Consider the following 21,480-nt stretch of genomic DNA (forward strand, 5'->3'; position numbering starts at 1 on the left):
TTCGGAAAACCGCTGCGCACTTTTCCGGATCATGCTTTAACGCACGAGATCAACGCGTGCTGAACCGCCGCTCGCGCGCCTTGTACAGATGATCGCTGATCAGCTGCCGCAGCTTTACCGGATCGTCGAACTCGAGTTGCACGGCGAACGGCACGATGCCTGTTGGCACGCCCGCACGGCCGCGCAAGCGCGCGAGATCTTTCTCCGTGGTCACCAGCGTGAGCTGCTCGCGCTGGGCCTCAGCCGCAAGTGCGGCGAGTTCGTCATCGGAGAACATGTGGTGATCGGCGAAGGAACGCGCGCGCGCGACGTCGACGCCGCTGGCGCGCAAGCTGCGGAAGAAGCGCTCGGGATCGCCGATGCCGGCGAAGGCGAAAACCCGCTTGCCAAGGAGCTGCGCGAGCAAGGCCGCATCCGCCTTCAGCCGCGCGCGCAGCTCCGGCTTGTCGCGCTTGGCAAGCTCGGCCGCGACATCGTTCGCGGCACGGCCGTCGCCGATCAGGACCAGCGCATCGGTGCGCGCGAGCTGTGCCTGCAGTGGCGCGCGCAAGGGACCGGCGGGAAACACCATGCCGTTGCCGACGCCGCGCTCGCTGTCGATCACAATCAGCGAGGCGTCCTTGAGCAGGCTCGGGTTCTGGAAGCCGTCGTCCATCAGGATCACGGTGGCCCCTTGCGACTTCGCCAGCGCGACGCCGTCGAGGCGATCGCGCGCGACCACGACGGGGACCTCGCGCGCCATCATCAGCGGCTCGTCGCCGACGTCGGCAGCGGTGTGGCGCATCCGGTCGACCATCACCGGCCCCTTCAGGCTTCCGCCATAGCCGCGGCTGAGCACCACCGGGGTCTCACCGAGCTCGCGCAGGAGCTTGGTCAGCGCCAGCACGGTCGGCGTCTTGCCGGCACCGCCGACATGGTAGTTGCCGACGCAGATCACGGGAATGCCGGCGTCAAAGCCCTGGCGCGCCATGCGGCGCGCCGTGATCGCGCCGTAGAGCGCGCCCAGAGGACTAAGGACATACGACTGCGGGGAACGTGGCCGGTACCAGAAGGCCGGCTCACGCATTGGCGGCCCCCATCTCGATCCGCAGCTGCAACAGATAGGGCTCGAGCGCGGTCATGGTGCGATCGAGCGCGCCGCCGAGCTGCTCGACCACGCCCGAGCCTGCGCGTTGCATCTTGTCACGTAAAGTGGGATCGGCCAGCAATTGGCCGAGCTGCTTGACCAGCGCCTCCTGCGTGTCGGCCTGGCGCGCCCCGCCGCTGGTGTCGAGCGCCTCGTAGACGTCAGTGAAATTAAAGACGTGCGGGCCGTGGACGATGGCGGCGCCGAGCTTGATCGCCTCGATCGGATTCTGGCCGCCGTGATGGATCAGCGATCCGCCCATGAAGACGATCGGCGAAAGGCGATAGAACAGGCCGAGCTCGCCCATGGTGTCGGCAACATAGATGTCGGTCGTCGCCGTCGGCAGTTCCTCGCGCGAGCGTAATGCCGGCTTCAGGCCGGAGGCCGTGATCAGGCCCGCGATCGAGGGGCCGCGATCCGGATGGCGCGGCACGATCACGGTCAAGAGTTGCGGGAAGAAACCGGCGAGGCTGCGATGCGCCGCGATCAGCATCTCGTCCTCGCCCGGATGGGTCGAGGCCGCGACGATGATCGGACGCCCGCGCGTCATGGCCATGAGCCGTTCGAGCCTGGCGGGATCGGCCGGCGGCGCCGGCACGTCGAGCTTGAGATTGCCCGTCGTGAGGACGTCGCGGCCGCCGAGCGCGGCAAAACGCTCAGCATCCGTCTGCGATTGTGCAAGACAAATGTCGAAGCGCGACAGCAGCGCCGAGATGGTGCCCTGCATGCGCCGCCAGCGCGGGAAGGAGCGCGGCGACATCCGCCCGTTGATCAGCACCATCGGCACCCGGCGCGCCGCGCCGGCGAGGATCAGGTTCGGCCACAGGTCGGATTCGATGAACAGCGCCAGCGATGGCCTCCAATGGTCGAGGAAGCGCGTGACATAGCACGGGGAATCATACGGCACGTATTGATGGATGACGTCGGGCGGGAAGCGCTTCGCCACCACGGCCGCCGAGGTGACGGTGCCGGAAGTGAGCAGGATGCGCAGATTGAGATCGCGCAGCCGCTCGACCAGCGCCGCCGCGGCCAGAACCTCGCCGACGCTGGCGCCGTGGATCCAGACCAGCGGGCCATGTGGCCGCACATCCCGCGACAAGCCCCGCCGCTCGCCGACGCGCGCGGGATCCTCCTTGCCCTGTTTCAACCGCCGCTTGATCAGCGCGGGCGCGAGCGGCACCAGGCCGGAGGCCAGCCGGCGATACATTCGCAGCGTCATCGGCAGCGGGTCAGACATCTTCCGGTCCCGGGCGGCCGAGTTGCGCATAGGCGCGGCGGGTCGCCTCGTTCAACGTCTCCTCCAACTCCAGCCGCAGCGTTTCCATAGTGGCTGCGTCGGCATCCGGCGGAACGTGGATCTCCTTGATGCCGACCAATGCGCCGCGCCCGAACGGCAAATTGATGGTGGTGCGGTCCCAGTTCTTGAGCCGGATGAAGCGGCTGGTCGCCATTGCAAAAGGCATGATCGGCCGCCCCGATTCCCGTGCCAGCATGATGATGCCGAGCCCGGCCACGCGCGAGCGTTTGGGGACATCGGCGGTCAGCGCGACATTACAGCCGTCCTGGAGCGTCCGCACCATTTCCTTGAAGGCGCCGACCCCGCCCTTGCGGTGGAAGGCGCTGCCATGGTCGCCGGAACCGCGGATGGTGCCGATGCCGAGCCGCTCGGCGGCGATGGCATTGAACTCGCCGTCGCGATGACGGGAGATCAGCACCTTGGCGCGGTACCAGCCCTTGTTCTTGATGAAGGGGGTGAGGAAATGCTGGCCGTGCCAGAAGGCGAAGATCGCCGGGATCTGCGGCTCGACGAGGTCATAGACGTCAGCCGGATCGAACGTGAACTTGTTGGTCCACCAGACCAGACGCAGATATTCGGCCGCCAGGACCCCGACGGCACGCTGAAACCAGCTGCTTCGCAGCGTATTGCGAAGCAGTTTTTTCAACGCGCCGGTTCTTGATTGGGGTCGAGCAGCCGGTGGAGATGGACGATGAAATAGCGCATCTGCGCGTTGTCGACCGTGCTCTGCGCCTTGGCCCGCCAAGCCGCGTGCGCGGTGGCATAGTTCGGATAGATGCCGACGATGTCGACGTCGTCGAGGTTCTTGAAGGTGTTGTGCTCGAGATCGACGAGCTCGCCACCGATGACGAGGTGAAGCAGTTGTTGCGGGGCACTATCTGACATGGGTTCTCTTCCTAACGGGCTGCCCGGCAAAGCAGTGTTCCACAAGCACGACGAAAGCGCTTTAGGCTAAGGGGCGGTTTCGAAAATGCGCGACAATGCCCGCATGACGATCGCGTCCCGCTGCCACCAGCACCCCGTGCGCCACTTCCCGGCGGTTATAGAGGATGGGTTCTCCGGAGAGGTCACTCATCTTACCATCCGCTTCCTGCACGATCAAATCGGCCGCCGCAAGATCCCAATCATGGCTATTGCCGCCCGCAAAAGCCGCATCCAGCGCCCCGTGGGCGACCCGGCACAGACGCAGCGCGAGCGAGCCGATTCGCGGATGCAGCTTGATTTCGCCAAGCGAGGGCTTCAGCCGTTCGACCAGCGGCTTCGGGCCGGCGACACGGGCGAAGTCGAGCTCGGACCCGGACGTCGTCCGCACCGGCTCGCCGTTGAGCGTCGTGCCCTCGCCGCGGACCGCGAAGAAGAACTCATCGCGCGACGGCGCGAACACCGCGGCAAGCACCGGCGAGGCGTCCTCGACCAGCGCGACGCTGACGCACCAATCGTCATGGCCGCCCAGATAATTGCGCGTGCCGTCGATGGGATCGACGATCCAGGTCAGCCGCCGCGATAGCCGTGCCGCATCGTCGGCGCTCTCCTCGGACAGCCAGCCATAATCGGGCCTCGCAGCGCGCAGGCGCGCTTCGAGCAGATCGTTGACCGCGATATCGGCTTCGGACACCGGCGAGGATACGCCCTTGATCCACTTCTTCAGCTCGGTGCGGAACATCGATTGCGCCAGCGCGCCCGCGTCTCGCACCGCGTCCTTCAGCAGTGCCGCGTCGCGTACAAGGATATTGTCGTCTATGAGAGTAGGGCTATTGGGTGAGGCCATTTGGTTCAATCAGGCCGCGTTTGGGAATCACCTCTCTCCATCGGGGAGAGGTCGATTTGCGCAGCAAATCGGGTGAGGGGGTTCAGGTCCCACGAGAGAGGGTAACCCCTCACCCGGATCGCATCTTGCGATGCGATCCGACCTCTCCCTACGGGAGAGGTAAGCGCGCCTGCATCTGCCCGATCAGCGTCCGCCAAGCGTCAAACCCTCGATGCGCACCGTCGGCGCATTGATGCCGTAGCGGAACTCGAGATTGTTCGCCGGCTGCATCGACTTGAAGATCTCGAAGAGATGGCCGGCGATCGTCACCTCGCTGACGGGATAGGTGATCTCGCCGTTCTCGATCCAGAAGCCGGAGGCGCCGCGGCTGTAATCGCCGGTGACGCCGTTGACGCCGGAGCCGATCAGGTCGGTGACGTAGAAGCCTTGGCTGATGTCGGCGATCAACTCGGCCGGTGTCGGCGTTCCGGCTTCGAGATGAAGGTTGTACGGCCCGGGCGACGGCGAGGAGGAGACGCCGCGATGGGCGTGGCCGGTGGTGGTGAGGCCGAGCTCGCGCGCGGTGGCGCAATCGAGCAGCCAGGTCGTCAGCACGCCCTCGTCGACGAGCGCGGTCTTCTTCACCGCGACGCCTTCGGCGTCAAACGTCTGCGAGCGCAGACCGCGCTTGCGCAGGGGATCGTCGACGATGCGGATGTTCTTGGCGAACAGCTGCTGGCCGAGCTTGTCCTTCAAAAAGCTGGTCTTGCGCGCGATCGAGGCGCCATTGATGGCGCCGACGAGATGGCCGACCAGGGAGCCCGCAACGCGCGGATCGAACACGACGGGCACCTTGCAGGTCTCGACCTTGCGCGGATTGTAGCGCGCCACAGTGCGCTCGCCGGCGGAACGGCCGACGGTTTCCGGCGACAGCAGATCGGCGCCGTGTGGCGCCGAAGTGAAGTCGTAGTCGCGCTCCATGCTGGTGCCTTCGCCGGATATGGCGGTGGCGGAGATGCCCTGGCTGGAGCGCAGGTAAGAGCCGTGGAAGCCGGTAGAGGTGACGAGCACCATGCCGCCGATGCCGGCGGAAGCCGAGGCGCCGCCGGATTTGGTCACGCCCTTGACGCCGAGCGCGGCAGCTTCGGCCGCAAGCGCGCGGCGCTCGAGCTCTGATGTCGTGGGCACGTCGGAATCGAGCAGGTCGAGATCGGGGAAGTCGCGCGCGAGCAGCGCGGGATCGGCGAGGCCGACATATTTGTCGTCGGGCGCAACACGCGCCATCGCCACCGCGCGTTCGGCGAGCTTGGTCACGGCATCGCCACTGACGTCGTTGGTCGAGACCACCGCCTGGCGCTGGCCGACCAGAACGCGCAGGCCGACATCGTCGCCTTCGGACCGCTCGGATTCCTCGACACGGCCGTCGCGCACCTCGACGCCCTGCGAGACGCCGCGCACTGCGACCGCATCGGCCGCATCGGCGCCGGCGCGCTTGGCCGCCTCGACCAGTCGCTGCGCGAGATCGGAGAGCGCGGACTGATCGAACAGGTCGCGATTGGCTGAGGTCGAAAGCGTCGAGCTTGCGGATGGTGAAGAGTTCACGAACGAAATCCTGTTGGGGCGGGGGTTCGGGACTGGAACCCACAGATGTGCCCTGATAGCGCGGACTTCAAGCATTTTCAGCCCGCCAAAAGCTCAGATTCGCGACTTCGGCGCAACGTCTCGTCAATCATGCGCGCCAAGGTCTTGTCAATCATGAGCAGCAGTGACGGTGGGTTAACCAGCCTTTTTAAGCGGTTTGGGAAAGGCGCGCGCTAAGGTCCTCGCATCGACCGGGAACATAATCCCGGCGGGGAGAACTAAAGCCGTGAGGCGTCAAACAGCAACATGCGGGGTCGCTCCCGCCGGGTCGAGCCGCTCCTTGCGGCTCGACCCTCTTTCCCTACCGGTTCGCTTCGATGCGCACGATCCGCGCGCCGACGGACATGTCAGGCAGATCGAGCTCCATCGCGAGCGTGTGGTGCTGCGCCGTGCCGTTCGCGGCATGCAAATGGCGATCAACGTCCGCGTCAGCGACTTCACCGGCGTCGCGCTCCGCGGCAACGACGAGGCGCAAGCCCTTATCCTCGTGCATCGCGATCCCTCGCTCTCCGTTCCGCTGCTGGTCGGTGCCGGTGGCGACGAGCTCACTGAAGCCTGGGCGATCTGGAGCGAGATCTTTGCGCTGCCGCAGCTCGACGAAGGCGCCCGCAAGCCCGCATCACGACGCCGCCGCGCCAATGCGATCCGCGCCCGCCGCCCGAAATTTTTGATGCGCCGGCGCATCGGCATCGCACGCGAGCTCACCGTTCATCAGGGCGAGCGCGAGATCATCGCGCGGAATTAAAGGTGCCGTAGGGTTGGCAAAGCGAAAGCGTGCCCACCTCTTCTATCCCAGTCTCGGAAACATGGTGGGCACGGCGCAAGGGCGCCTTTGCCCACCCTACGAGAGCTACGCCGCCCGCATCACCGCGTCCGCGAGCAATCCCGCAAACAGCAGCGCCCCCGCATACTTGTTCGACTTGAACAGGCGCAGGCAGAGCTCGGGATCGTTGATCCTTAACCGCACGATCTGCGACGCCAGATGCACGGCGAAGGCCGCAAGCCCGAGCCAGGCCGGCCAGCGCGCATCGCCGGAGGCCAGCGCGACGCCGATCAGCATCACCGCGAGCCCATAGAACAGGATCAGCGCCTGGTGCGTGTGCGCGCCGAACAGGCGCGCGGTGGACTTGATGCCGATCAGCGCGTCGTCCTCGGCGTCCTGATGCGCGTAGATCGTGTCATAGCCGATCACCCAGGAGATCGCGCCGGCATAGAGTACGAGCGCGGTGACGTCGATGCGTCCGAAGGTGACGGCAAATCCCATCAGGGCGCCCCAGGAGAAGGCCAGCCCAAGCACGATCTGCGGCCACCAGGTGATGCGCTTCATGAAGGGATAGATCGCGACGATCAAGAGCGAGGCGATGCCGGTCAGGACCGCGAAGCGATTAAACTGCAGCAGCACGAGGAGACCGATCAGCGCCTGTGCGATCATGAAGACCAGCGCCTGCTTCGTGGTCACCTGCCCTGATGGCAGCGGCCGCGAGCGGGTGCGCTCGACCTTGTCATCGAGGTCGCGGTCGGTGATGTCGTTCCATGTGCAGCCGGCCCCACGCATCACGAAGGCGCCGACGAAGAACAGGATGATGGTGAGCGGCAGACCGCGGACGTCGTGCGCGATGCCGGCGGCGAGCGCCGCCGACCACCAGCACGGCATCAACAGCAGCCAGGAGCCGATCGGACGGTCGAAGCGGGACAATCGCAAATAAGGCCGCGCCCATTGCGGCGCGAGCGTATCGACCCAGTTGCCAGTGGAATCGGCAACGCGGGCGGATGTATCGCTCATCGGGTCAGGACGTTGCCGTTGAGCGTATCGAAGGTGCTGCCGCCCTTCTTGCCGGCATTAGCTTCAGGCGCCGAGCCCGAACCCAGCACCTCGCTCAGCGATGGGCCGGCCGGGCGCGCCTGCTGCTGCTGCATCTGCTGCGCGACCGTGCAGACCTTCTTCTGCATGGTCTCGGTGTTCTTGTGGCCAGTCTTCATCTGCTCGCCGATCTGCGGCGGGATTCCGCATTTGGCGGCGTGGGACTCGATGTATTTGATCATCTTCAGCTCAGCCTGGCTGAAGTTGCCGATCAGCTTGCAGGCCTCGTCCGGCGGCGCATGACGGTCGCTCGCGGCCTTGATCAGCTTGCCGCGCTTCTCGGCTTCCTCGCGGAGCGGAATGAACGCTTTCATACAGTCCTCGCCGGGGCCGCCTTGCGTCGGCGGGGCCGCACTGAAGGCGCCGGCGCCGCCGATCGGCGCAGCGCCGTTCACGGGAAAGGACGATTGCGGCGCGGTGCCGACGGACGCGACGGGCGCCGAACCGTTCACGGGCGGAAACGCGGAACTGGTCGCGGCCTGATTTGGCAGCGGCGCCGGGAACGCGCTTTGCGCATAAGCGCCCGCGGCGCCCATGGTGACCATGGCGGCAGTGATCGGAACCATCAAATGACGGATCATCAAGATAGTCTCTCCGGCAGGAGCTTACGGGTTTCGGCGCCTTCCCAATTGAAGCGCAACCAGCGTGTTCGCGTTTCTACGATTCCCACCGGCGCTTAACAACCCGTGGAATAGGGCAAGAGCGCGGCGCTGGGACGCACCAGTTTGGCAATATTTACCCCCGAAATGGCGGCTTTCGGTTAAGAACGGCGATAAATCGGACCTTCGAACGATGCCTTCCCACGATTTTCGCGCCCCTCGCCTGTTCGTCGACGCTCCCCTGGCCCAGGACGCCAGGGTCCTGCTCGACCGCGACCAGAGCAACTATCTCGGCAATGTGCTGCGGCTTGCCGCCGGGGCCGAGGTCCTGGCTTTCAACGGCAACGACGGGGAGTGGCAGGCTGCCATCGAAGGCCGCAAGCGGCCGGACGGCCTCGTCATCCTCCAGCAGACCCGGCCCCAGGACCGACTGCCCGACCTCGCCTACGTTTTCGCCCCGCTCAAGCATGCCCGGCTCGACTACATGGTCCAGAAGGCCATCGAGATGGGCGCCGCCACGCTTCAGCCGGTCCTGACCCGGTTCACCCAGGCCTCCCGGGTCAACACCGAGCGGATGCGCGCCAACGTCGTCGAAGCGGCCGAGCAATGCGGCATCCTCAGCATCGCCGCGGTGGCCGAGCCGGTGCCGCTGGAGCGGTACCTCAGCCAGCGCGCCGCGGGCCGCCTGCTGATCTTCTGCGATGAGGCGGCGGAGGTCGAAAACCCCATTCAGAGCCTACAGAACGCGCGCGAGGCCGACCAAGGCATCGACGTGCTGATCGGCCCCGAAGGCGGCTTTGCCGAGGAGGAACGGGCGCTGCTGCTGCGGCAGCCGAACATCCTGCAGCTGGCGCTCGGCCCCCGGATCATGCGGGCCGACACCGCCGCGGTGGCGGCCCTGGCGCTGGTGCAGGCGGTGCTGGGCGATTGGGGCGGCAACACTGGCTAGCTTCCGTCGGCCTGACGATGAAACGATGAATTGCCCGGCCGTTAAGCGATTGATCCTTTGGAGGTCGAAACCGCTTTCCGGCCATGCTAAGGGCTGCGCCAAATCCCGTTTCCCCTTTGCCTGCCCGGTTCCACCGGATCGATGGACCCCTGTTATGACCGCGACTGCCACCTCAAATGCTGCCGGCTCCGCCGCCTGGGCGGACACGCTGCTGTTGTCGTTCGCGCAGGCCGGCTATGTCAGGGCCGAGCCCGCCATCCTGCAACCGGCCGAGCCGTTCCTGGACCTCTCGGGCGAAGACATCCGCAAGAGCCTCTACCTGACCACGGATCTCATGGGCGAGGAGCTCTGCCTGCGCCCGGACCTGACCATTCCAGTGGCGCGCGATTACCTCGCCTCTGCTCGCGCCGGCCAGCCGGCCGGGTTCAGCTATCTCGGCCCGGTGTTCCGCTACCGCAGCGGCCAGGCCAGCGAATTCCTGCAAGCCGGCATCGAATCGTTCGGCCGCCAGGACCGCGCCGCGGCCGATGCCGAGATGCTGGCGCTGGCGCTGGAGGCGACCGCCGCCTTCGGTGTCGGCGACGTCGAGATCCGCACCGGCGACGTCGCGTTGTTCAACGCCCTGCTCGATGCGCTCGATCTCTATCCGGTCTGGCGCCGCCGGCTGGTCAAGGATTTCAACCGCAAGATCAGCCTGGAGCAGGATCTGGAGCGGCTGGCGGCCGCGGCCACCGCGACCCGCAGCGAATATGAGGGCGTGCTCGCCGCGCTTGCCGGCTCCGATCGCAAGGCAGCGCTCGCCTTCGTCACCGATTTGATGTCGATCGCCGGCACCACCCATGTCGGCGGCCGCACCACGGCCGAGATCGCCGACCGCTTCCTCGAGCAATCGACGCTGAAGGGTGGCGCGCTGCCGCGCGAGGCGATCACCGTGCTCAAACGCTTCCTGTCGATCGCAGGCAACCCCGACGATGCCATCGCAGAGCTGCGCGCACTGACCACCGATGCCAAGCTCGATCTCACGGCTGCGATCGACCAGTTCGAGAGCCGGGTCGGCTTCATGGCGGCGCGCGGCATCGACGTGAAGCTGACGCGCTTCTCGACCGCGTTCGGACGCGGGCTCGACTATTACACCGGCTTCGAGTTCGAATTGCATCACAGAGGTAATGGCGCCGAGCCGCTGGTCGCCGGCGGCCGCTATGACGGGCTGATGACCCAGCTCGGCTCAGCGCAGCCGATCCCCGCGGTCGGCTTCTCGGTCTGGGTGGATGCGCTGACCAAGATCGGCCGCAAGGTGGGAGCTTAAGTCATGAGCGCGCCATTCGTTCTGGCCGTTCCCTCCAAGGGCCGCCTGCAGGAAAACACCGAAGCCTTCTTCGCCCGCGCCGGGCTCAAGCTGTCGAAGGCCGGCGGCGCCCGCGACTATCGCGGCACCATCGCGGGCCTCGACAATGTCGAGGTCGCCTATCTCTCGGCGAGCGAGATCGCCTCGCAACTCTCCCGCGGTTTCGCGCATCTCGGCGTCACCGGCGAAGATCTGGTGCGCGAGAACATCGCTGATGCCGACAAGCGCGTATCGCTGATCGAGGGGCTCGGCTTCGGCTATGCCGATGTCGTCGTCGCGGTGCCGCAGGCCTGGATCGACGTCCGCACCATGGCCGACCTCGACGACGTCACCACCGGCTTTCGCGAGCAGCATCACATGCGGATGCGGGTCGCGACCAAATTCATCAATCTGACCCGCGCCTTCTTCCAGAGCCATGGCATCACCGACTACCGCACCGTCGAAAGCGCCGGCGCGACCGAAGGCGCGCCCGCGGCCGGCAGCGCCGAGCTGATCGTCGACATCACCACGACCGGTGCAACGCTCGCTGCCAATGGCTTGCGGGTGCTCGACGACGGCGTGATCCTGCGCAGCCAGGCCAATCTGGTCGCCTCAAAGGAGGCCGACTGGTCGCCGCAGGCGCGCGAGACCGCGCGCGTCATCCTCGATCACATTGCGGCGCGAGCGCGGGCCAACAAGTACCGCGAGGTCCGCACCCGCTTCCGGCAGTGCGACGCCGCCCTGCTCGGCGAGGCCCACAGCCGGTTCGGCGTCGAGGCCCCGTTTGGCGGACCGACCTCGTCAGGCATGCTGACGCTGCACTGCCCCCCGGGGCAGCTCTATGCGCTGGCGAGCTTCCTGCGCGAGCATGGCGCCGAGACCGTCTCGGTGGTTTCGCTCGACTACGTGTTCGACCGGGAGAACCCGCTGTTCGCCAAGCTCGAAGCGTTCCTGGGGCGGTGAGCCCTGGCTTTGTTCAGCGTAGCGACAGCAAACGGCTGCTACCATATGCGGTTGAGAAGACCTAAACGCCTCTGGAACCTTGATCGATGACGCTGGGCTCTGACGTTTCCGGCATGACGACCACAGCGGCCAGCGCCGCCGCGAAGGGGCTGTCGATTGTCGTCCCCGTCTACAACGAGGCGGCGGGCCTCGCCGCCCTGCATCAGCGGATCTGCGAGCTCGCGAAGACCTTGCGGCAGCGCTATCGGCTCGCTTGCGAGGTCGTTTATGTCGACGACGGCAGCGCGGATGCGACGCTGTCGATCGCCCGCAGCCTGCCGGCCGACGCGATCGGCGTCCAGGTGGTCTCGCTGTCGCGCAATTTCGGCAAGGAGGCGGCGCTGATGGCCGGCCTCGACCATGCCCGGCTCGGCGCCGTCATGTTCATGGACGGCGACGGCCAGCATCCGCCGGCTCTGGTCGAGCAGCTGGTGCAGCACTGGATCGAAGACGGCTACGACGTCGTCTATACCGCCAAGGCGCATCGCGACAACGAGCCTTTCCTGCGGCGGCTCGCCGTGCACGGCTTCTACGCGCTGATCAATTGGGGCGCACGGCAGAAGATTCCCGAGGACGCCGGTGACTTCCGCCTGCTCTCACCGCGCGCGGTCGCAGCGCTGAGGCAGCTGCCGGAGCGCAACCGCTTCTTCAAGGGACTGGCCAGCTGGATCGGCTTCCGCCAGATCCGTGTCGACTACGAACCGGCGCCGCGCGCGCACGGCGTGACCACCTTCAACGCCGCTCGCCTGCTCGGCCTGTCGATCGAGGGCCTGACCTCGTTCTCGGTGGCACCGCTGCGCTTCGCCAGCCTGCTCGGCGCGGCTCTTGCCGGTATCGCCTTCCTGTTCGGCCTCTCCATCCTCTGGGAGGTCTTCACGACCGGCAAGCAGGTGCCCGGCTATCCCTCGCTCGTGGTCGGCCTGATGACCATCGGCGGCGTGCAGCTCATCATGATCGGCATCGTCGGCGAATATATCGGCAAGATTCTCTCCGAGCTGAAGGCGCGCCCGATCTACTTCGTCGCCGAGCACAGCGAAAAGCATTTCGAGGCCGACAACGCCGACGACGCTTCGAAAAGGACGGCCGCCGAATGAGTGCTGCCGCGGGCCTGCGGCGGATTTGGCTCTGCGCCGACGATTACGGCATCAGCCCGGGCGTCAACTGCGCCATCCGCGACCTGATCGAACGCGGCCGCCTCAACGCCACCTCGGTGATGATGGTGGGACCCGCGATCGCGCGCAGTGAGATCGAGGCGCTGGACGCGGCAGCCAAATCGAGCCCGCGCTGCGCCATCGGCTTGCACGTGACGCTGTCGGCGCCGTTCCGGCCCCTCACCATGCATTTCCGCCCTCTCGACGGCGACATGTTCCTGGCCTTTCCGAAGCTGCTGCGCGCCGGACTGATGCGGCGGCTCGACCGCGAATTCTTTCGCAATGAGGTGAAGGCGCAGCTCGCAGCGTTCACCGAAGCATTCGGGCGTGCGCCCGACTTCGTCGACGGTCACCAGCATGTGCAGCTCTATCCGCAGGTGCGCGACGGCTTCATCGATGCCGTTAGCGAGACCGCACCGAACGCCTGGGTACGCCAGTGCGGACGCAACCTGCCGCTGAAGCAGCGGCTGGCCTCACTGAAGGCCATGGTGCTCGATATCCTCAGCGCGCAATTCCGCCGCCGCGCCGGCGCGGCCGGTCTCAGCTTCAATCGCGGCTTCGCCGGCGCTTACGACTTCACGCGGGCAGCCGATTTCGGCGCATTGATGCGGCAGTTCCTGGAAGGCCTCCCCGAGGGCGGTCTCGTGATGTGCCATCCCGGCTTCGTCGATAACGTCCTTGTCGGCCTCGACCCGATGACGGATGTGCGCGAACGCGAGCATGCTTATCTCGCCGGCGACGCGTTCCCACGTCTGCTGGCGGACAGCGGCGTCACGCTGGGGTGAAGTCGCCGAAAACCGCCTTGCGGGGCAGCTTGTCGCATACGGAAATTTAATCCGGCCGGCACTGTTGGGGCCATAATGGAACCCTACATCTCCTGCGCGCTTGGTTTTGCGCGAAGGAGATTGATCATGACGCCGCAGGAACGCCAGCTCGTCGACGAGCTTTTCGACCGGCTTACCAAACTGGAAAATGCACCGCGCGATCCCGACGCGACCGCCGCGATCTCCGACGGCTTGCGCAAGGCACCCGGTGCGATCTACGCGCTGGTGCAGACCGTGTTGTTGCAGGACGAAGCGCTCAAGCGCGCCCACGCCCGTATCCAGGAGCTGGAAGCGGGGCAGGCGCCCGAGCAGGCGCAGTCCGGCGGCTTCCTGGATTCCATGCGCGAGACGTTGTTCGGCGGAAGTCCGTCGCGGGGTTCGGTTCCGAACGTGCCGCCGCGCGACTCGCGGCCGGTCTGGAATAGCGGCCAGGCCATGCAGCAGACCCAGCCGGGCTACGGCCAGCCGCCTTACGGTCAGGCCTACGGCCAGGGTCCGGGTCAGGGCTATGGCGCGCCGCCGATCGGCGGCGGTGGCGGCTCGTTCCTCGGCACGGCGGCGGCGGCCGCGGCCGGCGTCGTCGGCGGCTCGCTGCTGCTCTCCAGCATCCGCGGCATGATGGGCGGACCGCATCAGCAGGCCTTTGGCGACACCAACGCCCTGGACGACCGCAGCGCTGGTGGAAGTCCTTGGGGCGGCAGTGACCAGTCCGGCGGCTCGCTCGCGCGCGACGCGGGCCTCGACGATATCGGCTCGAACCGCCGCGACGACTCGCGCCAAGGCTTCTTCGACCAGGCGTCGAACGATCGGGACAACGACGACCAGAATTACAGCGACGATCGCGACGACAACATGGACACCGGCGACGACAGCGATTTCGGCGGCGGCGACGATGGCGGCAGCGATTACGCGTGAGCATTCACCCGGTAGATGCGAAACGGCCGCCTCTAGGCGGCCGTTTTCTTTTGCGGCATAGCTCAAGCGCCTCTTGTGCCACCGCGCGCAGAGAAGCCGTTCGATATAGTATGACTAATGCGCACGGTTGCTGGCTTACACTGAGCTGAACGTTGCTGCCGGACGCGCCCGAGTTCACCATGAAAAACGAAATCACTTTCTGACGCGCGCGGCCGTAGACTCCCGGATTTCCAAATTCGGACATGGGTGTTCAACTGGAAGAACACGTTGCTCATGCCACACACGATGTGGCTGCCGCTCTTGGCAACAGTCGGGGTTTTAAAATGAGTTCACTTCAGCAGCGCATTGCAACCTTATCCGACGTGACGACACATCTCATCACCGAATTGTACGAGTTGGAGGGACTGCACGAGCGGCTCAGGAAGGCAGAGCTGTCGGCGCGGCGGTTGAACCGCTCCGCTGGCGCACCACATTCCCATTCGTCAACTCGTCGTCGCTGCTCCGTTGCCGGGTCGACGCGGCACCGTCAGCGAGCATAGCTGGAAGGCGTTTGCCGGCGGCACGCAACGCCTTCGATGCCGCGCATCGCGAGCCGGCGCGGGTTGACGGCTCGCTTCAAGCGCACAACGCCTCACATCACCACGACTTTGGTGCCGACATTGACACGGCCGTAGAGGTCGATGACGTCCTCGTTGCGCATGCGGATGCAGCCGGAGGAGACGTTGGTGCCGATGGTCCAGGGCTCGTTGGAGCCGTGGATGCGGTAGAGCGTGGAGCCGAGATACATCGCGCGGGCGCCCAGCGGATTTTCCGGGCCGCCTTCCATGTGCCGGGGCAGATCGGGGCGGCGCGCCAGCATTTCCGCCGGCGGCGTCCAGTCCGGCCATTCGCGCTTGGCGGTGATCGACTTCACGCCGGACCATGTGAAGCCGGGACGGCCCACACCGATACCGTAGCGCATCGCCCTGCCGTTGCCCTCGACGAGATAGAGGAACTTGTTCGGCGTATCGACCACGATCGTGCCGGGACTTTCCTTGCCGCTATAGTCGACGAGCTGCTTCTCGAATTTCGGATCGAACGGACGCTGCCGCGGATCGACCGCATCCTGCTGGAGCGCGCCCTGCTGAACTCCGCCTTGCATCTGCGGCTCGCCCATCGGCGGCAGACGGCGCTGATCGTAATAGGCCGGCTGCTGCTGATACCCCGGCTGCTGCGGCGCGTAGGCCGGACCGCGGCCGGGACCGTCACCGAACAGGAATTCGATGAAGCCGCCGCCCATGTTCGAGTTGGAGGCGACGCGCACCGGCGCCGGCGGCACCTGCGGCGCATAGAGCACCGCGGGCGGATCGTTCGACACGGTGTTATCGAAGGCGCTGGCGCTGTTGGCGCCGGCAATGAAGGTGCAAGCGCTGCCGAGCAGCGCGACAGACATTTTCTTGAACATCGACGTACTCTGTACTGTTTCGTCTAGATCACATGCGTCGGGGAAGGCGCCTGGCTGATCGGCCGCCGCGACGTGGTCAATAAAAAGCAAAAGCCGTTTTGTTTGGTAAACGTATCAAGCGTTTGGATTCACCACGTCGTCAAGCGCGGGCCAATTTGGCGATCAGCGTTTATTTTCGATGAACGCAGCGCAGCCATGGTTAATCGCTTCTTTGCACGCCGTCGCGCGATGCCGCACAACAGTTCCGGCTGTGAACTTCGTGTTAAATCGCTTCTGCCTACAAAGACGCGTGAATGAGGTGGGGGGAGTATCCTGATGGCTGTTCACCGCAAGCGTTTTCGCGTCGAAGATATCGCCGGTGGCGAGATGCCGATTCTTGACGTAACCGAAGAAGCAATCCCGATGCATAGCGAGATCATGGCCGAGCTGCGTGCGATCCGCGCACAGATGGCGAAGGGCACTGTGCCCCTGTCCGGCAGCGCAGCCATGGCGGCGATCGACGCCTCCACCGCCCACGAGCTCTCGGAAGCCCGTACCATGCTCGAGACCTACCGGGCGCAGATCGAGCAGTGCGAGAAGCTGAAGGTCGAGCTCGACCTCATCCACGACGCCATCGACCGCACCAAGCGCGAGATCGCGACGCTGCACGGCAAGAGCTTCGACGGCGGCGAGATGGCCAAGGTCAATGGCGAGCTCGGCGCGGTCGTCGGCGGCACCGAGCAGGCGACGCAGCAAATCCTCGAAGCCGCCGAGTCGATCGACCAGGCGGCCAGCGCGATGTCCAAGGTGCAATCGGCCGATCAGCAGAAGCGGCTCGCCGACGACATCCAGGAACGCGTCATCTCGATTTTCGAAGCCTGCAACTTCCAGGACCTGACCGGCCAGCGCATCAGCAAGGTCATGACCACGATGAAGTTCATCGAGCAGCACATCAATGCGATGATGGAGATCTGGGGCGGCGTCGACGCGATCAAGGCCCATGTGCCGGCGCCTGTCGACAGCCGCAGCGATGACGAAAAGCTCCTCAACGGCCCGAAGCTCGCCGGCGACGTCGGCCATGCCTCGCAGGACGACATCGACGCGCTGTTCGACTGAGCGGGCGTCGACTACGGAAAGACGAAACGCCGGCGCAAGCCGGCGTTTTTTTGTTTGCCGTCATTGCGAGCGTAGCGAAGCAATCCAGACCGTCACCGTGGAAAGACTCTGGATTGCTTCGCTACCGCTCGCAATGACGCGTGGTTAGGCCGGAATCCCGATCACGCCCTCGGCGCGCAGCGGACGTAGACCATGTTGCCGTAGCGGGTGGCGGCGTCCTTGTCGATGAAGCGGGTGATCAGCACGCGGCCATCGAAGGAGATGATCTCGCGGTCCTGCTCGCCCGGCGTCGGGCCGGCGGGTCCGATGTAGTTCTTGCCGCTCGGCGAGCCCTTCAGCCGCAGCTCCTGCGGGGTCGCCTGGTCGGCCAGATGCATGATCACGCCGCCGGAGGAGCCGGCGGTGATCACATAGGGATTCTTGCACTGCGCCCGGGCGGCAGCCTCGGTGCGGGCGCGGTCGGCCGGATTCTGGAACGAGGCGAGACCCCAGCGGCCGACGATCTCGTCGGAGCGGATCGTCGCGGGCATTTCCGGGCCGGTGCCGGGCTCAGCCTCGGGCGGCGGCGAAGACGACGAGAAGGACGGCAGGCTCATGCCGCCGCCGCAGGCGCCCAGCAATAGCGCCAGACAAGACGCGGCGGCCAGATTGGCAACCGTGCGCGCGCGAGCTGAACTGATCATGGCATTCCCCCGAACAAGACCATGGCCGCACCCCTCCCGCAGCCAAGCGCAAAACAGCCGCCGGAGCAATGCCGTCGTTTGATACGCCGGCGCCCCGAACGAGTTTCCAATGCCACCATCCTATATCCGCCTCACCAATCGCTTAACCACCTTTGCTTGACAGGATCGCGGCCAAGCCATATTTCCGGGCGCACTATTAGCACTCGGAAAGCCCGATTGCTAAGCGTGCCGTTCGATCCTCGGGAAGAGGGTGGACGGAAGCGCCGCCCCAACCCACTTCCACTACTTCCGAAGCGAGCCTCCAAAGGGAAACGTCATGGCTAAATCCAAATTTCGTCCGCTGCATGACCGTGTCGTGGTCAAACGTATCGACGCCGAGGAAAAGTCCAAGGGCGGCATCATCATTCCCGACACCGCCAAGGAAAAGCCCTCCCAGGGCGAAATCGTCGCCGTCGGCCCGGGCGGCCGCGACGAGACCGGCAAGCTGATCCCGATCGACCTCAAGGTCGGCGACCGCGTGCTGTTCGGCAAATGGTCGGGCACCGAGGTCAAGATCGAGAACGAAGAGCTCCTGATCATGAAGGAGTCGGACATCATGGGCGTGCTGGCCTAAGGCCATCCGTCTGAACGGCCGCTGAATGTCATGCCCGGATCGCGCGATCCGGGCATCCATCATTCCGCCGGGTTCGACTTGCGGACCCGGGATTGGTGCAACACAAGCGGCAGATACATCACGAAACACGAGGGATTGCAGAAATGGCTGCCAAAGACGTCAAGTTTTCCGGAGACGCGCGCGATCGCATGCTGCGCGGCGTCGACGTTCTCGCCAACGCCGTCAAGGTGACGCTCGGCCCGAAGGGCCGCAACGTCGTCATCGAGAAGAGCTTTGGCGCCCCCCGCATCACCAAGGACGGCGTCACCGTCGCCAAGGAGATCGAACTCGAGGACAAGTTCGAGAACATGGGCGCCCAGATGGTACGTGAGGTCGCCTCCAAGACCAACGACCTCGCCGGCGACGGCACCACCACCGCGACCGTGCTGGCCCAGGCCATCGTGCGCGAAGGCGCCAAGGCGGTTGCCGCCGGCATGAACCCGATGGACCTCAAGCGCGGCATCGATTCCGCGGTTGCGGCCGTGGTCAAGGACATCGAGAAGCGCGCCAAGCCGGTCGCCGCCTCCTCCGAAGTCGCCCAGGTCGGCACCATCTCGGCCAACGGCGATGCCGCCATCGGCAAGATGATCGCCCAGGCGATGCAGAAGGTCGGCAATGAGGGCGTCATCACCGTCGAGGAGAACAAGTCGCTCGACACCGAGGTCGACATCGTCGAGGGCATGAAGTTCGACCGCGGCTATCTCAGCCCCTACTTCGTCACCAATGCCGAGAAGATGACCGCCGAGCTCGAGGACGCCTACATCCTCCTGCACGAGAAGAAGCTCTCGGGCCTGCAGGCCATGCTGCCGGTGCTCGAAGCCGTGGTGCAGTCGGGCAAGCCGCTCGTCATCGTCGCCGAGGACGTCGAGGGTGAGGCGCTCGCCACCCTGGTGGTCAACCGCCTGCGGGGCGGCCTCAAGGTCGCCGCCGTCAAGGCGCCTGGCTTCGGTGACCGCCGCAAGGCCATGCTCGAGGACATCGCGGTTCTCACCGGCGGCCAGCTCATCTCCGAAGAGCTCGGCATCAAGCTCGAGAACGTCACGGTGAAGATGCTCGGTCGCGCCAAGAAGGTGGTGATCGACAAGGAGAACACCACGATCGTCAACGGTGCCGGCAAGAAGCCCGACATCGAGGCCCGCGTCGGCCAGATCAAGGCGCAGATCGAGGAGACCACCTCGGACTACGACCGTGAGAAGCTTCAGGAGCGCCTCGCCAAGCTCGCCGGCGGCGTCGCGGTGATCCGCGTCGGCGGCGCCACCGAGATCGAGGTCAAGGAGAAGAAGGATCGCGTCGAGGACGCGCTCAACGCCACCCGCGCCGCGGTGCAGGAAGGCATCGTTCCGGGCGGCGGCGTCGCGCTGCTGCGCGCCAAGAAGGCGGTCGGCCGCCTGTCCAACGACAATGCCGACGTCCAGGCCGGCATCAACATCGTGCTGAAGGCGCTGGAAGCCCCGATCCGCCAGATCTCCGAGAACGCCGGCGTGGAAGGCTCGATCGTCGTCGGCAAGATCCTGGAGAACAAGTCCGAGACCTTCGGCTTCGACGCTCAGAACGAGGACTATGTCGACATGGTCGAGAAGGGCATCATCGATCCCGCCAAGGTGGTGCGCACCGCGCTCCAGGACGCCTCCTCCGTGGCCGGCCTGCTGGTCACCACCGAAGCCATGGTCGCCGAAATGCCGAAGAAGGAAGCTCCGCCCGCCATGCCGGCCGGCGGCGGCATGGGCGGTTTCTAAGGCCCATCCTCACCTTCCAGTGTTACGAAGGCCGCCTCCGGGCGGCCTTCTTTTTTGCCGACCCTGCCCCTCCGCTTTCCGATTCAACCGGCGGCCAAAACCCACTACGGTGGCCCCGATTCTGATTGCTCGAGGATTTCGTCGATGCGCGCGCTTCCGGTTTGTTCGACAGCCCTTTTGGTGGCCTTACTCGCCGCCTCGCCCGAGGTCGCTTCCGCCCAGATGAAGCTGTCGCCGAAGGCCACGACGCCCGGCGGCGTCGAGACGCGCTATTTCACCTCGATCGACGGGCTGATGGACGGCAATGCCGACGTGATCCTGAAGGAGACGCGCCAGGGCAAGACGGTCACGGCGGCCGTGCTCGACGTCTGCTATCCCGTCGCGAAGAATTCCGACCGGAAGGACCGCTTCGTCGTCAATCTCCAGGTCGCAGGCCAGAACCTGACGGGCACGACGCAGAGCCTCGGCGCGAAGGCGCCGGTCAGCGTCAAGCTGCTGCGCAAGCAGGCCGGGGACATGTTCGAGTTCCGCGGCCAGATCACGATCGGCCAGACCGTGACCGAGGTCACCTCGCCCGACAATTCCGATCTCAGCGAGAAGGAATTCCTGGACAACCAGACCTCCGACGACGGCATCACGCCGCAGCCGAAGGATTTCACCGACGTCTCGCCGGAGGCGATCGCGGTCAAGGTCAAGCTCGATGCCGCGAACGACTTCCTGAAGAGCCTGAAGGGCCAGGAGGTTGAGGTGACGCTGGCCAGCCTCAATGTCGGCTGCGACGCGCTGCGCGCCGGTGAGCAGACCATCAACATGTCGGTCGATCCGGAGCGCGCGGGGGCGCTGCTGTCAAAGTTCAAGGCGATGCCCGGCGTCACCGCCGCGGGCTGGACCGCGGGCATGACCGAGATGGACCGCACCATCCGCTTCCCGGCCGCCGACTGGCGCGACGGCGACAAGATCAACCGCGACAAGCTCGCGACCGCGGTTGCGGGCGTGCTGAGCAGGACGCTCGCGGCAAAGCCGGTCTCGCAGAGCTTCAACTCCGCCACCGGCAAGCTCAAGCTCGTCTTCAAGCGGCCGAACCAGGATTTTCCCGCGCTCGAGCTCACCGACACGATCGAGGTCGCAGGCCTCGTCTCGCCCGACAAGCCCGGCACGACCGACAAGCTCATGCTCTGGATCGGCAGCCCCGCGACGACCACATCCGATGAGAGCAGCGGCGCCAAGCTCAACCTGTCCGATGACGCGAGCCCGGACGAAGAAGGCGATCTGCCCGACGACAACGGCTCGATCGAGGCGCTTGCCAAGGAGCTGAAAGCCCAGCGCTGGGACGCCGACAAGTCGGTGTGGAAGTAGACTCTCGTGCCCCGGACGCAGCGCAGCACGTCAGTGATGCGCTGCTGAGCCGGGGCCCAGAAGCTACGAGCACGTCCG

21 protein-coding genes are annotated in these 21,480 nt (G+C 65.7%); 11 read left to right on the forward strand and 10 right to left on the reverse strand.

The genetic code is table 11. The annotated features are described in order from the left end of the window. Positions 1 to 49: 49 nt before the first annotated feature. The 6 genes from lpxK to ACR9YP_RS39530 form a co-directional block, all read right to left on the reverse strand. Complete coding sequence (lpxK, locus tag ACR9YP_RS39505) at positions 50 to 1,066, reverse strand: tetraacyldisaccharide 4'-kinase (RefSeq protein WP_474218593.1); 1,017 nt, start codon at positions 1,064 to 1,066, stop codon at positions 50 to 52. After that, on the reverse strand, positions 1,059 to 2,393 hold the full coding sequence (locus ACR9YP_RS39510) for a 3-deoxy-D-manno-octulosonic acid transferase (protein WP_474218594.1): 1,335 nt from the start codon (positions 2,391 to 2,393) through the stop codon (positions 1,059 to 1,061). Before ACR9YP_RS39510 ends, lpxK begins: the two co-directional genes overlap by 8 nt. Next, complete coding sequence (locus ACR9YP_RS39515) at positions 2,356 to 3,069, reverse strand: lysophospholipid acyltransferase family protein (RefSeq protein ID WP_474218596.1); 714 nt, start codon at positions 3,067 to 3,069, stop codon at positions 2,356 to 2,358. Before ACR9YP_RS39515 ends, ACR9YP_RS39510 begins: the two co-directional genes overlap by 38 nt. Then, complete coding sequence (locus ACR9YP_RS39520; protein ID WP_474218597.1) at positions 3,066 to 3,308, reverse strand: DUF4170 domain-containing protein; 243 nt, start codon at positions 3,306 to 3,308, stop codon at positions 3,066 to 3,068. Before ACR9YP_RS39520 ends, ACR9YP_RS39515 begins: the two co-directional genes overlap by 4 nt. 61 nt (positions 3,309 to 3,369) lie before the next feature. After that, the gene (locus ACR9YP_RS39525; RefSeq protein WP_474218598.1) at positions 3,370 to 4,191 is read right to left on the reverse strand and encodes a 3'(2'),5'-bisphosphate nucleotidase CysQ; all 822 of its coding nucleotides are present in this window, start codon (positions 4,189 to 4,191) and stop codon (positions 3,370 to 3,372) included. Positions 4,192 to 4,374: 183 nt separating this feature from the next. Next, on the reverse strand, positions 4,375 to 5,772 hold the full coding sequence (locus ACR9YP_RS39530) for a TldD/PmbA family protein (protein WP_164934681.1): 1,398 nt from the start codon (positions 5,770 to 5,772) through the stop codon (positions 4,375 to 4,377). A 265-nt stretch (positions 5,773 to 6,037) separates the two neighbouring features. Here ACR9YP_RS39530 and ACR9YP_RS39535 point away from each other — a divergent pair, with 265 nt between their 5' ends. Next, positions 6,038 to 6,556, forward strand: coding sequence for a DUF6101 family protein (locus ACR9YP_RS39535; RefSeq protein ID WP_474218599.1), 519 nt, complete (start codon positions 6,038 to 6,040; stop codon positions 6,554 to 6,556). Between the two features lie 105 nt (positions 6,557 to 6,661). Here ACR9YP_RS39535 and ubiA read toward each other — a convergent pair whose 3' ends face one another. Further along, positions 6,662 to 7,594, reverse strand: coding sequence for a 4-hydroxybenzoate octaprenyltransferase (gene ubiA, locus ACR9YP_RS39540; RefSeq protein WP_474218600.1), 933 nt, complete (start codon positions 7,592 to 7,594; stop codon positions 6,662 to 6,664). Further along, a complete protein-coding gene (locus tag ACR9YP_RS39545) occupies positions 7,591 to 8,253 on the reverse strand; it encodes a hypothetical protein (protein ID WP_091886933.1) in 663 nt (220 codons plus the stop codon). Before ACR9YP_RS39545 ends, ubiA begins: the two co-directional genes overlap by 4 nt. Positions 8,254 to 8,464: 211 nt before the next feature. Here ACR9YP_RS39545 and ACR9YP_RS39550 point away from each other — a divergent pair, with 211 nt between their 5' ends. From ACR9YP_RS39550 to ACR9YP_RS39575, 6 genes are all read left to right on the forward strand, one after another. After that, positions 8,465 to 9,220 carry a 16S rRNA (uracil(1498)-N(3))-methyltransferase gene (locus tag ACR9YP_RS39550; RefSeq protein WP_474218601.1) on the forward strand — a complete coding sequence of 252 codons (756 nt, stop codon included), beginning with the start codon at positions 8,465 to 8,467 and terminating at the stop codon, positions 9,218 to 9,220. A gap of 154 nt (positions 9,221 to 9,374) precedes the next feature. After that, on the forward strand, positions 9,375 to 10,526 hold the full coding sequence (locus tag ACR9YP_RS39555; protein WP_474218602.1) for an ATP phosphoribosyltransferase regulatory subunit: 1,152 nt from the start codon (positions 9,375 to 9,377) through the stop codon (positions 10,524 to 10,526). A gap of 3 nt (positions 10,527 to 10,529) precedes the next feature. After that, complete coding sequence (gene hisG, locus ACR9YP_RS39560) at positions 10,530 to 11,507, forward strand: ATP phosphoribosyltransferase (protein ID WP_091886940.1); 978 nt, start codon at positions 10,530 to 10,532, stop codon at positions 11,505 to 11,507. Between the two features lie 86 nt (positions 11,508 to 11,593). Next, complete coding sequence (locus tag ACR9YP_RS39565; protein ID WP_128931379.1) at positions 11,594 to 12,640, forward strand: glycosyltransferase family 2 protein; 1,047 nt, start codon at positions 11,594 to 11,596, stop codon at positions 12,638 to 12,640. Then, the gene (locus ACR9YP_RS39570; RefSeq protein ID WP_474218603.1) at positions 12,637 to 13,482 is read left to right on the forward strand and encodes a ChbG/HpnK family deacetylase; all 846 of its coding nucleotides are present in this window, start codon (positions 12,637 to 12,639) and stop codon (positions 13,480 to 13,482) included. The genes ACR9YP_RS39565 and ACR9YP_RS39570 overlap by 4 nt, the downstream gene beginning before the upstream one ends. A 126-nt stretch (positions 13,483 to 13,608) precedes the next feature. Then, positions 13,609 to 14,436, forward strand: coding sequence for a DUF2076 domain-containing protein (locus tag ACR9YP_RS39575; protein WP_474218604.1), 828 nt, complete (start codon positions 13,609 to 13,611; stop codon positions 14,434 to 14,436). Between the two features lie 631 nt (positions 14,437 to 15,067). On the opposite strand, the gene ACR9YP_RS39580 is transcribed toward ACR9YP_RS39575, so the two are convergent. Beyond that, positions 15,068 to 15,880, reverse strand: coding sequence for a L,D-transpeptidase (locus ACR9YP_RS39580; protein WP_474218605.1), 813 nt, complete (start codon positions 15,878 to 15,880; stop codon positions 15,068 to 15,070). Positions 15,881 to 16,195: 315 nt separating this feature from the next. Between ACR9YP_RS39580 and ACR9YP_RS39585 the strand changes: the two genes are divergently transcribed. Beyond that, positions 16,196 to 16,975, forward strand: coding sequence for a protein phosphatase CheZ (locus ACR9YP_RS39585; protein ID WP_370986354.1), 780 nt, complete (start codon positions 16,196 to 16,198; stop codon positions 16,973 to 16,975). Positions 16,976 to 17,136: 161 nt separating this feature from the next. Here the strand turns inward: ACR9YP_RS39585 and ACR9YP_RS39590 are convergent, their stop codons facing one another. Continuing rightward, positions 17,137 to 17,658 carry a hypothetical protein gene (locus ACR9YP_RS39590; RefSeq protein WP_164934682.1) on the reverse strand — a complete coding sequence of 174 codons (522 nt, stop codon included), beginning with the start codon at positions 17,656 to 17,658 and terminating at the stop codon, positions 17,137 to 17,139. Between the two features lie 316 nt (positions 17,659 to 17,974). On the opposite strand from ACR9YP_RS39590, the gene ACR9YP_RS39595 reads away from it, so the two are divergent. The 3 genes from ACR9YP_RS39595 (at position 17,975) to ACR9YP_RS39605 (ending at position 21,402) form a co-directional block, all read left to right on the forward strand. After that, positions 17,975 to 18,271: a co-chaperone GroES gene (locus ACR9YP_RS39595; protein WP_091886950.1), complete on the forward strand. Its 297-nt coding sequence runs from the start codon at positions 17,975 to 17,977 to the stop codon at positions 18,269 to 18,271. Positions 18,272 to 18,414: 143 nt separating this feature from the next. After that, positions 18,415 to 20,046 (forward strand): chaperonin GroEL, encoded by a 1,632-nt coding sequence (groL, locus tag ACR9YP_RS39600; protein ID WP_091886952.1) that lies wholly within the window; start codon positions 18,415 to 18,417, stop codon positions 20,044 to 20,046. Positions 20,047 to 20,190: 144 nt separating this feature from the next. Further along, complete coding sequence (locus ACR9YP_RS39605; RefSeq protein WP_438105206.1) at positions 20,191 to 21,402, forward strand: hypothetical protein; 1,212 nt, start codon at positions 20,191 to 20,193, stop codon at positions 21,400 to 21,402. Positions 21,403 to 21,480: the final 78 nt, after the last annotated feature.

Source organism: Bradyrhizobium sp. BR14999 (assembly GCF_056106085.1).